The 13,309-nt window shown below is 66.9% G+C and carries 15 protein-coding genes; 10 read left to right on the forward strand and 5 right to left on the reverse strand.

Annotated elements, in window-relative coordinates; genetic code table 11:
* Positions 1–87 precede the first annotated feature (87 nt).
* Positions 88–1,128: a LacI family DNA-binding transcriptional regulator gene (locus tag BJ987_RS34375; RefSeq protein WP_209897197.1), complete on the reverse strand. Its 1,041-nt coding sequence runs from the start codon at positions 1,126–1,128 to the stop codon at positions 88–90.
* A gap of 176 nt (positions 1,129–1,304) precedes the next feature.
* On the opposite strand from BJ987_RS34375, the gene BJ987_RS34380 reads away from it, so the two are divergent.
* Genes BJ987_RS34380 through BJ987_RS34390 form a run of 3 tightly spaced genes read left to right on the forward strand, consistent with a single transcriptional unit; the run spans position 1,305 to position 4,524 of the window.
* Positions 1,305–2,471: a Gfo/Idh/MocA family protein gene (locus BJ987_RS34380; RefSeq protein WP_209897198.1), complete on the forward strand. Its 1,167-nt coding sequence runs from the start codon at positions 1,305–1,307 to the stop codon at positions 2,469–2,471.
* Positions 2,468–3,658: a dihydrodipicolinate synthase family protein gene (locus BJ987_RS34385; RefSeq protein ID WP_209897199.1), complete on the forward strand. Its 1,191-nt coding sequence runs from the start codon at positions 2,468–2,470 to the stop codon at positions 3,656–3,658. The genes BJ987_RS34380 and BJ987_RS34385 overlap by 4 nt, the downstream gene beginning before the upstream one ends.
* Positions 3,655–4,524 (forward strand): sugar phosphate isomerase/epimerase family protein, encoded by an 870-nt coding sequence (locus BJ987_RS34390; protein ID WP_209897200.1) that lies wholly within the window; start codon positions 3,655–3,657, stop codon positions 4,522–4,524. Before BJ987_RS34385 ends, BJ987_RS34390 begins: the two co-directional genes overlap by 4 nt.
* A 27-nt stretch (positions 4,525–4,551) precedes the next feature.
* Here the strand turns inward: BJ987_RS34390 and BJ987_RS34395 are convergent, their stop codons facing one another.
* Positions 4,552–5,430 (reverse strand): hypothetical protein, encoded by an 879-nt coding sequence (locus BJ987_RS34395; protein ID WP_209897201.1) that lies wholly within the window; start codon positions 5,428–5,430, stop codon positions 4,552–4,554.
* Between the two features lie 71 nt (positions 5,431–5,501).
* Complete coding sequence (locus tag BJ987_RS34400; protein WP_307869843.1) at positions 5,502–6,758, reverse strand: phthiocerol/phthiodiolone dimycocerosyl transferase family protein; 1,257 nt, start codon at positions 6,756–6,758, stop codon at positions 5,502–5,504.
* Between the two features lie 62 nt (positions 6,759–6,820).
* Here BJ987_RS34400 and BJ987_RS34405 point away from each other — a divergent pair, with 62 nt between their 5' ends.
* A complete protein-coding gene (locus BJ987_RS34405) occupies positions 6,821–7,429 on the forward strand; it encodes a TenA family protein (protein ID WP_209897202.1) in 609 nt (202 codons plus the stop codon).
* An 82-nt stretch (positions 7,430–7,511) separates the two neighbouring features.
* A complete protein-coding gene (locus BJ987_RS34410) occupies positions 7,512–7,916 on the forward strand; it encodes a DUF1707 domain-containing protein (protein WP_209897203.1) in 405 nt (134 codons plus the stop codon).
* 50 nt (positions 7,917–7,966) lie between these two features.
* Here BJ987_RS34410 and BJ987_RS34415 read toward each other — a convergent pair whose 3' ends face one another.
* Complete coding sequence (locus tag BJ987_RS34415) at positions 7,967–9,367, reverse strand: glycine--tRNA ligase (protein WP_209897204.1); 1,401 nt, start codon at positions 9,365–9,367, stop codon at positions 7,967–7,969.
* A 131-nt stretch (positions 9,368–9,498) separates the two neighbouring features.
* Between BJ987_RS34415 and BJ987_RS34420 the strand changes: the two genes are divergently transcribed.
* From BJ987_RS34420 to BJ987_RS34440, 5 genes are all read left to right on the forward strand, one after another.
* Positions 9,499–9,846, forward strand: coding sequence for an ArsR/SmtB family transcription factor (locus tag BJ987_RS34420; RefSeq protein ID WP_209897205.1), 348 nt, complete (start codon positions 9,499–9,501; stop codon positions 9,844–9,846).
* Between the two features lie 3 nt (positions 9,847–9,849).
* Entirely contained in the window at positions 9,850–10,287 is a 438-nt protein-coding gene (locus BJ987_RS34425) for a Fur family transcriptional regulator (RefSeq protein ID WP_209897206.1), read from the forward strand.
* A gap of 102 nt (positions 10,288–10,389) precedes the next feature.
* On the forward strand, positions 10,390–11,133 hold the full coding sequence (recO, locus tag BJ987_RS34430; RefSeq protein ID WP_209897207.1) for a DNA repair protein RecO: 744 nt from the start codon (positions 10,390–10,392) through the stop codon (positions 11,131–11,133).
* Between the two features lie 131 nt (positions 11,134–11,264).
* On the forward strand, positions 11,265–12,086 hold the full coding sequence (locus tag BJ987_RS34435) for an isoprenyl transferase (protein WP_209897208.1): 822 nt from the start codon (positions 11,265–11,267) through the stop codon (positions 12,084–12,086).
* Positions 12,083–12,514 carry a YbjN domain-containing protein gene (locus BJ987_RS34440; protein WP_209897209.1) on the forward strand — a complete coding sequence of 144 codons (432 nt, stop codon included), beginning with the start codon at positions 12,083–12,085 and terminating at the stop codon, positions 12,512–12,514. Before BJ987_RS34435 ends, BJ987_RS34440 begins: the two co-directional genes overlap by 4 nt.
* An 81-nt stretch (positions 12,515–12,595) precedes the next feature.
* Here the strand turns inward: BJ987_RS34440 and BJ987_RS34445 are convergent, their stop codons facing one another.
* Positions 12,596–13,210 (reverse strand): TetR/AcrR family transcriptional regulator, encoded by a 615-nt coding sequence (locus BJ987_RS34445; protein ID WP_209897210.1) that lies wholly within the window; start codon positions 13,208–13,210, stop codon positions 12,596–12,598.
* Positions 13,211–13,309: the final 99 nt, after the last annotated feature.

A 13,309-nucleotide genomic window follows, 5' to 3' on the forward strand; every position in this document is an offset into this window, starting at 1 on the left:
ACCCGCGCAGGGAATGCGCTTTCCGAAGCTGTCACCGAGGCTAGTGTGACCGGACCCACAGTGTCAAGGGTCTCGAATTGCCGCAGCTCAGCCGCAGCGCAAAGCGCTGCTGTCGCGCAGGATCACGCGGCCGGGCACGAATTCGTGGGCATGCGCGTCGGTGGCCGAGTCGTCCAGCGCGAGCCGCACGGCGCGCTCGCCGATCTCGACCAGCGGCAGCGCCACCGTGGAAAGCCCAGGCACATGGTCACGCAGGGTCGGGATATCGTCGAATCCCGCGACGCAGACGTCATCGGGGACCACCAGGCCCAGCTCACGCCAGGCCGCGATCGCACCGATCGCCATCACGTCGGTCACCGCGAACACGCAGGGCGCGACATTACCGACCTGCCCCGGATGCAGGTCCAACGCGGCGGCCAGGCGGCGAGCGGCGCTGAAACCCCCGTCCCGGGAGAAGTCGCCCGCGATCTCCACCAGCGGGGTCACGCCTCGGGTAGCGAGAGCTTCGACGAAGCCGTTGCGCCGGTCGACGGCGGTTCGGATGTTGCCCGGCCCGCCGATGACGGCGAAATCGCGATGCCCGTGCTCGAGCAGGGCATACGCCAATTGCGCTGCCGCGGAGTGGTTTTCCGGCTCGACGGCGGCACCGAAGGACAGCGGCTGACCGATCACGACCACCTTGCCGCTGTTGTCAAGATACCGCGCGCATTCCTGCTCGAGGTCGCGGTCGAGATCCCCGCTCTGGCGTGAACCCGCGAGGATGATCGCGTCGGCGCGGTGCGAGATGAAGGTGCTCACCGATTCGCGTTCGATATCGAAATCACGTTCCGTACTGGCCAGCAGGACGATCTTGCCCGCCCGGCGCGCGGCCGTCTGGACGCCCTGCACGATCGAGGAGAAGTAGGGATCGGCGATATCGTGCACGACAAGGCCGATGAGTCCGGTCGAAGACCTCGCCAGGGCCTGGGCCTGGGCGTTCGGCACATAGCCCAATTCGGCGGCGGCGGCGCGTACTCGGTCGGCGACGCCTTCGCCGGGTACCCGCGACGATCCGTTGAGCACGCGTGACGCGGTCGCCTGGGAGACCCCTGCCCGGATCGCGACGTCTTGCAATCTCACAGCCGCCATGGCTTCGTGCCTCGTTCTCTCGGTACTCGTGGGGGTTGACCGAACTTCGGGACTAGCATAGCTTGGAAAGCGCATTCCGACGCTGACTTGTCCACTCGCCGCGTGCGGGTCTGTCCGCACCGTCCACGACCCATTCTGCGGTCGTCGGTCACGCACATCAGAAGAGGCACAAACCAATGCCCGATTCCACCACTCCCCCGCGCACGCTCCGCATCGCCATGAACGGCGTCACCGGCCGCATGGGCTACCGCCAGCACCTGATGCGATCGATCCTCCCGATCCGCGCCGCCGGCGGGCTGCTGCTCCCGGACGGCACCCGCGTTCAGGTGGAGCCGATCCTGGTCGGCCGCAATGCCGCCAAGCTCGCCGAACTCGCCGAGCAGCACGACATCGCCGAATGGAGCACCGACGCCGCCGCCGTCATCGCCGATCCGTCCATCGATATCTACTTCGACGCCCAGGTCACCTCGCGCCGCGCCGAGGCACTCGCCGCGGCGATGAAGGCGGGCAAGCACGTCTTCACCGAGAAGCCGACCGCCGAAACACTCACGGAGGCTGTGGAACTCGCCCGGGTCGCGGCGAACGCCGGCGTCACCGCGGGCGTCGTGCACGACAAGCTCTACCTGCCCGGCCTGGTGAAACTGCGCAGACTCGTCGACGAAGGCTTCTTCGGCCGAATCCTCTCGCTGCGTGGCGAATTCGGCTACTGGGTGTTCGAAGGTGACGGTCAACCCGCCCAGCGGCCCAGCTGGAACTATCGCGCCGAAGACGGCGGCGGCATCGTCGTCGACATGTTCTGTCACTGGAACTATGTCCTCGAGGGTTTGCTCGGCAAGGTCGAGGCGGTCACCGCGAAGGCGACTACCCACATTCCCACTCGATGGGACGAACAGGGTAAGCCCTATCCGGCCACCGCCGACGACGCCGCCTACGGGATCTTCGAAATGGCCAACGGTGTTGTAGCTCAAATCAACTCATCCTGGGCAGTGCGCGTGTATCGAGACGAGCTGGTCGAATTCCAGATCGACGGAACGCACGGCTCCGCCGTCGCGGGTCTGCGCAAGTGCGTCGCGCAGCACCGCTCACACACGCCCAAACCGGTCTGGAACCCGGACCTCCCGGTCACCGAGCCGTTCCGGGAGCAATGGCTGGAGGTGCCCGCGAACGCGGAGCTGGACAACGGCTTCAAGTTGCAGTGGGAGGAGTTCCTCGCCGACGTGGTACACGAACGGCCGCACCGCTACGGACTGCTCTCGGCCGCACGCGGTGTTCAACTGGCCGAGCTCGGACTGCGCAGCTCCGCCGAAGGCCGTCGGATCGAGATCCCGGAGGTCACGCTGTGACCGCGACATCCACGAGTCTGTCGGTGGTGCTACCGGTCGACGGCCGGCTCGAACCGTATGTCCTCGGTGCGCCGGGAGTGTGGACCCGGCCGAGGCAGCCGATCACCTCGCGCGTGGCTTTCGCTGCGGCACACGTGATTCCGCGTACGACAGCGGACAACACACCCGGCGCGCCCGCCGCGATCGACTGGGACGCGACGCTGGCCTACCGGCACGAATTGTGGTCCTACGGGCTCGGGGTGGCCGATGCCATGGACACCGCGCAGCGCGGCATGGGCCTGGACTGGCGAGCGACAGCGGAATTGATCCGCCGGTCGGGCAGCGAAGCGGCGTCGGTAGGTGGCCGGCTCGCCTGCGGTGCGGGAACCGATCAACTCGACCTCGCCGAACTCCCCTCCGGGACGGCCGGGCTCGCCAGGATCGTCGATGCCTATCGCGAGCAGATCGACGTGGTGACGGAGGCCGGTGCGCAGGTGATCCTGATGGCCTCGCGGGCACTGGTGCAGGTCGCGCGATCGGCCGCCGATTACCGGTATGTCTACGAGACACTGCTGGCCGGTGTGGATCGGCCGGTGATTCTGCACTGGCTCGGCACCATGTTCGATCCCGCGCTGCACGGGTATTGGGGCAGTGCCGACATCGATACCGCCACCGCGACGTTCCGCGCGCTCATCGAGGACAACAGGTCGAAGGTCGACGGGGTCAAGGTCTCGCTACTGGACGCGGCGCACGAGATCGCCCTGCGGCGTGCGCTGCCCGACGGGGTACGGCTGTACACCGGTGACGACTTCAACTATCCCGAGCTGATTATCGGTGACGCACAAGGGCATTCGGATGCGCTGCTCGGCATCTTCGCCGCCATCTATCCCGCCGCGTCCACCGCGTTACAGGCACTCGACAATGGCGATGCGGCACGAGCGTCCGAGATCCTCAGCGCCACACAGGAACTCGGGCGTCATATCTTCGCCGCACCTACGTACTACTACAAGACGGGTATCGCCTTCTTGGCATGGCTCAACGGTAGGCAGCCCGGCTTCGCGATGGTGGCGGGGCTGGCCACGGGTCGATCCGTACCGCATCTGGCCGAATTGTTCCGCCTGGCGGACAAGGCCGGACTGCTGTCGGACCCGGAACTCGCCGCGCACCGCATGCGGGTCTACCTCGAACTGAACGGAGTGCGCTCATGACATCGGTTGCGGCACAGCACCTGCCCTACGACCTGGCTGATCCCTACCGGTCGCTGTCGCTGAATACCGCGACAACGAAGCGGTGGACGCTCACCGAGGCGGTGGACGGCGCCGCCCGCGCGGGGCTCGGCGCGGTCGGACTGTGGCGTGATCGAGTCGACGAGATCGGGGCCGCCGCCGCGGCGAAGATCGTCGCCGACGCGGGATTGCGGGTCTCCAGTCTGTGCCGCGGCGGCTTTCTGACCGAGCCGGGCGACGGACAGGCGGCACTCGACGACAATCGCCGTGCCATCGATGACGCCGCCACCCTGGCCACCCGGGAACTCGTCATGGTGATGGGCGGCATTCCGGACCGCGACCTCGCCGGCGCACGGGCGCGCGTCGAAGAGCGGCTCGCACTACTGGCCCCCTACGCCGCCGAACGCGGCGTCCGCCTCGCGCTGGAACCGCTGCACCCGATGTTCTGCGCCGACCGCGCGGTGATATCGACACTGGCACAAGCGTTGTCGATGGCCCAGCCGTATCCCGCCGACACCGTGGGTGTCGTAGTCGACACCTTCCATCTCTGGTGGGACCCGAGCCTGGAGGAACAGATCGCCCACGCCGGTGCGTCCGGACGAATCAGCTCCTATCAAGTGTGTGACTGGCTGAACCCGATGACCGCCGACCCACTGCTGTCCCGAGGCATGATGGGCGACGGCGTCATCGACTTCACCACCATCGGCAGATGGGTCCGCACCGCCGGCTACCGCGGCGACGTCGAGGTCGAAATCTTCAACGCCACTATATGGTCCAGCGACGGCCACGAAGTCATCGAGACAATGAAACAGCGCTACCGCGACCTGGTCCTACCGTCCCTGATCTGACCGAACCGCACACACAACCGATTCGGGTCATCCGCGCTTCCGCGACGTCAGCTTCGGTTCCACGTAGCTGAATGGCTTGAACAGGTGCTTCAGGGTGCCGTTTTCGAAGGGGGTGGGGTGGTCGAGGATGGAGTGGCGGAAATCGTGGTCGTGGAAGAGGGCTTCGGTGAGGTCGTCGAGGTTGTAGTCGAATTCGGACTTCGGGAGGTCGTTGATCGAGGGGGAGGTGAAGGCTTCGAAGCCGGCTCGTTCTTCTTCGATTTGTTCGGTGGCGCGTTCGAGCATGATCCAGAGGGCGATTTCCTCACCGGTGCAACGGGGTTCGGGCCAGGTGCCGGAGTCGAGGCATTCGAGGAGGTGGTCGAAGCAGGCGGCGAATTGTTTGAGGAAAGGGGTTTTCTGGCGTTGCAAGGCGGTCGGTAGTTCGTGGCGGAAGACTTCGGCGTCACCGGCGATGAGGGCGTTGAGTTCTTCGACATAGATTTCGCCGTGGTAGCGCAGGGTTTCGGCGGTGCGGGGGGTGATGATGTGGTCGTCGTCGCGGTCGGGAATGAGGGGGAAGCGCATGACGCCGCAGATGGAGGGGCGGGACAGGGCGTCGAGGTATTCGCCGTGCGCGGCGTCGGCGGCGACCTCGGCTTCGATTTTGCGAGCGATGCGCTCCACTTGGGCGCGGACGGGGCGGGGGGCGCCTTCGAGGGCTTCGGCGACGAACTCCGGCGCCAGCTCGGCCCCGGAGAGGAGTTCGTTGAGGGCGTCGGCGAGGCGGACGGCGGAGGCGCGGTCGTCGAAGGTGGCGACGGCTTTCAATTCATCCCAGCCCTGGTCCTGGTAGATCGCGAAGACGCGATGCATGGAGGGCGTCGACTGCGGTAGGAAAAGCTTGTAGGGCAGATTGGAACTCATAGCACGCGGGTCATTCTGTGTGGGTAGATCTTGGGGCATGACCCTACGGGCTCGCGGCGGAATGTGTGCGACTAGATCGACTCGGCGTACAGGCCGGCCAGCTCGCGCCGCACCGCGTCGGGCAGCCGGTCCGCCGCCGCACCACCACCGAGCACGCCGATCGTCAAGCGCCCTCGGAAGGTATAGAGCAGGAAGGTGACGGCGGCCGACGCGCCCGCCGACGGTTTGGGGTGTGCTGAGAGATAGACGATTTCGTAGTCGGCGAGGGTGAGCTCGGGCGGGGTGCGGAAGGCCGGGACCCGGCCGGTGTTGGTGACGGCGATGTGTCCGGCCAGCGAGTGGATCCTGCTGGGGCCGTAGTAATCCGGGAAGTGCAGAACTGACTGCTGAACGATGCCTTCGGCGAGATCGTGGTGCAGCCGCGACGAGATCTGGTGTGCCAGTACGGAAATATCGGCGGTCAGGTCGACTTCGGCGGCGAAGGACGCGAGCCCGGCCATATTGGTGCCCGCGGCGCGCGGCACCGGCGGATCGAAGCGGGTGCGCAGGTCCACCGGGTACAGGCAGCCAACGGAAGCTGTTTCTACCGAAGCGGTTTCGGTGACATAGGCGCGCAACAGCGCGGCGGTGACGAGTCCGTTGACGGTCAATCCGTCCCGGTGACCGCGTTCGACGATGCGGGCGGTCGCGACCGGTTCCAGCACCGCGCGCAGCGGCCGGGCCAGCGCGGGCGGCGCGGGAGTCGCTGGATCGGCGGGGGTGATCCGTGCTTCGGGCGGAAGCGGACGAGTCACGTCCTCGAATCCGGACACCGTGCCGCGGGTGATCCCCCGGTCCGCCGCATACTCCTCCAGTGATCGCGGAAGGCCTTGCGGCACAACGGTTTCAGGTTCCAGTCGATCGGTGTAGAAGCTCCACAGTCGTGACACCAGTTCCACGCAGTGGCCCGCATCCGCGACACTGTGGTGCGCGAACAGGGTGACCCGAGCGGCCGAAGCCCCGATAACCACGTCCAAATACGCGAGCTGCACACCGGGATCCACCGGATGGACCGGAAGCCGCACCTGATCGATGTCACCGTCACGCACCCAGGCGCCGACCGTGGCCGCGCCCGGCCGGAGCAGATAGCCGATCCCCTCGGCGTCCACACCGATCCGGCAAGTCAGCACGGGATGGGCGCGTTGCAGCGTCGAGAAGGCGGTGCGCAGCGCGGCGATATCGAGTGCCCCATCGACCCGCACCGACCGCCCGGTGTAGGTCCCATGCCGTACGAACCGCTGTTCCGATGGCGCCAGCACCCGCACCACATCGCCCTCATCGCGCCACACAACGCACAGCGTGAGGCAACGCCGCCCGCAAAGCAATTCGGCGAATAAGAGAGACTTCTCGCATGAGTCTCGCAGCACATCTGGAGCAGCTCGGCCGCCCCTCGGTCGAGCAGCAACTGGCGCACCCCACCGTGGCCGGCATCGCGAAGGGTGATCTCGACGAGCCGGTTTTCCGCTCCTGGCTGGAGCAGGATTACCTGTTCCTGCTCGACTACGTGCGTGTCTTCTCCCGCCTCGCCTGGCAGGCTCCCGCCGCACACCTGGGCGACCTGGTCGACCTCGCGCACGCCACCTTCCACGACGAACTCACGCTGCACCGTGCGCTGGCCGCGGAGTTCGGGGCGGATCTCGAGGGCGCGGTCAAGGGCGAACCGTGCGTGAATTACACGGCCTTCCTGCTGGAGTCGGCCGCAACCTATGCAGACGGCTTGGCGGCGCTCTACCCGTGCATGTGGGGTTACTCGACGCTCGGCACGATCCTGGCCGAGAATCCGCCCGCCGATCCCCGCTACCGGCGCTGGGTCGACACCTACGCCGACCCGGGTTTCGCCACGCTCACCGCCCGCTGCGCCGAGATGCTCGACGAGTCGAGCGTCGACCCCGCCCGCGCGGAACGGCTGTTCCTCGAAGGCATGCGGCACGAGGTCTTGTTCTGGGACGTGCCGCGCTGACACCACAGCCCGGTGCACCGCGACAGCTACGGCGCGGCCGAAACGCACTGCCACTGAACCGGATCCAGCCTAAGCTGACGACGTGGGCAAGGAAGAGCTGCGCGCATCCGATGCGGACCGCCAGCAGATCGCCGATCAGTTACGCAACGCGATGGATCACGGCCGATTGTCGTTGCACGAGTACGACGACCGGCTGCAACAGGCCTATGCGGCGAAAACCTATGGGGAACTGACGCCGCTGGTGTCCGACCTGCCCGCGGAGCGCGGCAAGCCGGGCCGGCCCGATACCGGGCGGCGGGTACCGCAGTGGGTCGTCATCATGTGGATTCCGTGGGCGGCGGTCAACCTGCTGATGGTGGTGATCTGGGCGGCCACCGGCGCCGGCTATTTCTGGCCGTTCTGGGTGGCGGTGCCCTGGGGCATCGCGCTGATGATTCCGACGGGGATCGGGATCATCACCGAGACGCCGCCCAAGAAACACCCATAACGCGAAACGACCCACAGCCCGAGGCCGTGGGTCGTTTTCGGTTCGGTAGATCAGGCGCCGATCAGGTGCTGGGCCAGGTAGCCCTCCACCTTGTCCAGCGCGATGCGTTCCTGCCGCATCGAATCACGCTCGCGAATGGTGACCGCCTGATCCTCGAGGGTGTCGAAGTCGACGGTGATGCAGAACGGCGTACCGATCTCGTCCTGGCGACGGTAGCGGCGGCCGATCGCGCCGGCGTCGTCGAACTCGACGTTCCAGTGCTTACGCAGTTGCGCCGCGAGATCTTTCGCCTTCGGCGTCAGATCGGCGTTGCGCGAGAGCGGCAGCACCGCGGCCTTGACCGGCGCGAGGCGGCGGTCAAGGCGCAGGCTGATCCGCTCCTCCATGCCGCCCTTGGCGTTCGGCGCCTGATCGACGGTGTAGGCGTCGACCAGGAACGCCATCAGCGAGCGGGTCAGACCGGCCGCGGGCTCGATGACGTACGGGATGTACTTCTCACCGGTGTTGGCGTCGGAGTAGCTCAGGTCGGTGCCGGAATGCTCGGAGTGCGTCTTCAGGTCATAGTCGGTGCGGTTGGCGATGCCTTCCAGCTCGCCCCACTCACTGCCCTGGAAGCGGAAGCGGTACTCGATGTCGGTGGTGCCGGCCGAGTAGTGCGACAGCTTTTCCTTCGGGTGCTCGAACAGGCGCAGGTTCTCCGGGTCGATGCCGAGGTCGGTGTACCAGGCCAGGCGGGTGTCGATCCAGTACTTGTGCCACTCGGCGTCTTCGCCCGGCTTGACGAAGAACTCCATCTCCATCTGCTCGAACTCCCGGGTGCGGAAGATGAAGTTGCCCGGGGTGATCTCGTTGCGGAAGCTCTTGCCGATCTGCGCGATACCGAACGGCGGCTTCTTACGCGCGGTTTCCTTCACGTTCTTGAAGTTGACGAAGATGCCCTGCGCGGTTTCCGGGCGCAGGTAATGCAGGCCCTCTTCGTCGTCGACCGGGCCGAGGTAGGTCTTGAGCAGGCCGGAGAAGTTCCGCGGCTCGGTCCAGGAGCCGGGCTGGCCGGTTTCCGGATCCTTGATGTCGGCCAGGCCGTTGGCCGGCGGATGGCCGTGCTTCTCCTCGTAGGCCTCGATCAAGTGGTCGGCACGGTAGCGCTTGTGCGTGTGCAGCGATTCGACCAGCGGATCGGAGAACGTCGCGACGTGGCCGGAGGCCTCCCAGACCTGGCGCGGCAGGATCACCGACGAATCGAGGCCCACCACATCGTCGCGGCTGGTGACCATGGTGCGCCACCACTGCTTCTTGATGTTCTCCTTGAGTTCGACCCCGAGCGGACCGTAATCCCAGGCCGACTTGGTGCCTCCGTAGATCTCACCGCACGGGTACACCAGACCCCGGCGCTTGGCGAGGTTGGCAACGGTGTCCACCTTCGACTTGGGTGCCACGCGAGAATTCTCCATCCACTGCGAGTTCGGATTTGTCCTTCAGACTATCGGCACCGGCCAATCGGTTTTTCACCGGCGCGCCACATTTGACATGCGCACCTTTGCATATGCAAAATGGGAATGCTTTCCATTAAGGAGAAGATCCCATGGCCGCCGAGACCGCCACCCACACGCACAACCCGTACCGCTCCCCCGGGCCCGCGCCGGTTCCCTCGCGCACCGTGCTGGAGGACGCGGGCGAACTGCTGCGCGCCCTGGCCGCACCGGTCCGCATCGCCATCGTGCTGCAACTGCGGGAATCGCCGCGCTGCGTGCACGAACTCGTCGACGCGCTGGGCGTCACCCAGCCGCTGGTCAGTCAGCATCTGCGCATCCTGAAGTCCGCCGGTGTCGTGCACGGCGAACGATCGGGCCGCGAGGTGCTCTACGAATTGGTCGACGATCACCTCGCGCATATCGTGGTCGATGCCGTCGCGCACGCCGAGGAGGGGTGATCCGTGCCTGAGAAGACGCAGCAGGAATCGTCGAAATCGGTCGGCATCCGCAGCACCCGCCAGCGCAGTGCGATCGCGGCACTGCTCGGGGACATCGAAGAGTTCCGCTCCGCGCAGGAACTGCACGACGAACTCCGCAAACGCGGTGAGGGCATCGGCCTCACCACGGTCTACCGCACCCTGCAGTCACTGGCCGACGCCGGAATGGTGGACGTGCTGCGCACCGACACCGGGGAATCGGTCTACCGCCAGTGCTCCACCGGCCACCACCATCACCTGGTCTGCCGGCACTGCGGCCACACCGTCGAGGTGGAGGGCCCGACCGTCGAGGCCTGGGCCGACGCCATCGCCGGCGACCACGGCTTCACCGAGGTCAGCCACACTTTGGAAATCTTCGGCACCTGCCGCACCTGCGCCGAATCCGGCCGCGGCGCAAGCTGACCGAGCGCGGAGCTCCGGGTCCGAGACGAATGGCCGCGACGGCCCACCATCGACCGCCGCGTCCGGCGTCGTGGTGTCGGGTGGGCGTGGGAGGATGACGGCGTGCGTTTGTATCGGGACGAAGCGGTGGTGGTCCGCCAGCACAAGCTGGGCGAGGCCGACCGGATCGTCACCTTGCTGACCCGCCAGCACGGGTTGGTGCGGGCGGTGGCGAAGGGGGTGCGACGCACCAAGTCCCGGTTCGGCGCGCGGCTGGAGCCGTTCGCGTATGTCGACGTGCAGTTGCATCCGGGGCGGACGCTGGATGTCATCACGCAGGTGCACACCATGGAGGCCTTCGCCTCCGACATCGTCGACGACTACGGGCGCTACACCACCGCGTGCGCCGTACTGGAGACCGCCGAACGGCTGGCCGGTGAGGAACGCGCGCCCGCGCCCCGGCTGCACGCGCTGACCGCGAGCGCGTTGCGCGCCATCGCCGCCAAACAGCGCCCGCACGAATTGATCCTGGACGCATACCTGTTGCGCGCCATGGGTTTCGCGGGCTGGGCCCCCGCCCTCGACGAATGCGCCAAGTGCGCGACCCCGGGCCCGCACCGGGCCTTCCACGTCGCCGCCGGTGGCGCGGTGTGCGTGCACTGTCGCCCGCCCGGCTCGGCCACCCCGCAGCAAGGGGTGCTAGACATGCTCGTCGCGCTGCTCAAAGGTGAGTGGGCGTACGTCGAGTCCACGCCGGAGGGGGTGCGCCGCCAGGCCAGCGGCCTCGTCGCCGCGCATCTGCAATGGCACCTCGAACGCCAGCTCCGCACCCTGCCCCTCATCGAGCGTTCGACCACCTCCGTCTGACCTGCCGCATGGGCGAAGCCGCCTTCCTCGGCCGCAGGACCGGCCTGCCGTTCAGATCCGGCAGCGCGTCCCGGCGACCGAGCGGCGGTCCGCACCGGACCGGCGCAAAGTCTCCACAACCATCAGGCAGGATGGACGCCGTGATCCTCCGCCGTGACTCCGCACCGACCACTGCGCGCTCGAATGGTCAGCGCACCGTCCGTCCGCCGTCGCCGCATCCGTCCGGGGCGACGCCGCCGGAAATTCCCGCGGAACTGGTACCCAACCACGTCGCGCTGGTGATGGACGGCAACGGCCGCTGGGCGCAGGAGCGCGGTCTGCCGCGCACCGCCGGGCACGAACGCGGCGAGGCCGTGCTGATGGACGCCGTCGAGGGCTGCATCGAGATCGGCGTGAAGTGGCTGTCGGCGTACGCGTTCTCCACCGAGAACTGGCGGCGCAGCCCCGACGAAGTGCGCTTCCTCATGGGCTTCAATCGCGACGTCATCCGCCGCCGCCGCGACGAGATGAACGAGATGGGCGTGCGGGTGCGCTGGGCGGGGCGGCGACCGCGGCTGTGGCGCAGCGTGATCAAGGAACTCGAAGTCGCCGAGGAACTCACCAAGGACAACACCGTGATGACGCTGACGATGTGCGTCAACTACGGTGGCCGGGCCGAAATCGCCGATGCGGCAAGGGAAATCGCACGCCGGGTAGCGGCGGGCGAGCTCGATCCGGAGCGGGTCACCGAAGCCACTGTAGCCAAATACCTGGACGAACCGGATATGCCGGATGTGGACCTGTTCCTGCGCCCGTCCGGTGAGTTCCGCAGCTCGAACTTCCTGCTCTGGCAGTCGGCGTACGCGGAGTTCGTCTATCAGTCCACGCTGTTCCCCGACTTCGACCGGCGCAACCTGTGGGACGCCTGCCTCGAGTACGCTAAGCGCGACCGGCGCTTCGGCGGCACCAAATGAACGGCGGCACCGAGATGGACGCACCAGCTACTTCCGAAGAGGAACTGCAAGCACGGGCTGGCGCCTGTCTGTCGCTCTACGACGTGGATGTCCGGGTGGACCCGGAAGGCTCGCTCGGGTTCGAGTACGAGGGCGCGCTCTGCTCGCTGCGCGCGGTCAGCCTCGCGCCGGGCCTCGACGTACTCACCCTCACCTGCGTACTGGCCTGGGACCGACCGCTGAAGCCCCAGCTGCACAAGCGAGTCGCCGAGCGCAACAGCGCTTTACAGTTCGGCTCGGTCACCCTGATCAGCCACGACAAGCTGGCCGATGTCATGCTGCGCTACACCTTCCCGGCGGCCGGTCTCGACGACCAGGCGCTTGCCACCATGCTGCTGCTGGTTCTTTCCGGAGCGGGGCGTGCTCGCCAAGGATTGCTCCTGCCCTGAAGTCCGACCGAGGTCACGAAGGCACGCCGAAAAGGCCGCGCCACGCCCCCAGTTCGTAGCCCCTTCCCGCAGGGCCGGCCATCATCCGGCCTCGGGTTCGGTCTCGCCGTAGGGCATCAAAGTGCGGATGCCTCGCATGAGGGTTTCGGCCGAGACGTCGCCGATGAGCAAGTGCTGCAAGATGAACCCGGGCAGCACGCCGATGATCGCGGCGGCGACGGCTGCCGTGTCGGCGTCTGCCGGGATCCAGCCCGCATCCCGCATCCGCACGGCGTACTCCTGCCAGCAACCGCGGATCCCGGTCATCGCTTCTCTGACGTACCTGCCGGCGTCCGGGTCGACCAGGGCCAGTGCCCAGGCCTGCGGGGCCAGGCGGACCATCCCTTCGGGGCCGCTGTGCGCGATCACATGTTCGGCGATCGCGCCGACCAGGTCGGCTGGAGTGGGCAGCGGTTCGGCGCGCACCTGCTCGGTGATCAAGGCCCGCAACGGCACTGTCGTCTGAGTTGCCAGCGCCGCCACGATGTCGTTCTTCGACTTGAAATACCGATAGACAGCGCCGGCAGACATCCCGGATTCGGCGAATACGTCCTGCATGGAGGTGTCGTAGAACCCCTTGCGGGCAAAGCAGGTGCGGGCCGCGCCCAAGATTTGCTGACGGCGGCGTTCCAGGTGTTCTTCGCTGACTCGGGGCATGCGCTCCAAAATAAAACGAATACTCGTTCTTGACAAGGCGCGGGGGCCGCGCGACGATAAGCCCATCGAAAGAGAACGACCATTCGATTTACGGGAGAA

This window comes from Nocardia goodfellowii (genome assembly GCF_017875645.1).
Classification (GTDB): domain Bacteria; phylum Actinomycetota; class Actinomycetes; order Mycobacteriales; family Mycobacteriaceae; genus Nocardia; species Nocardia goodfellowii.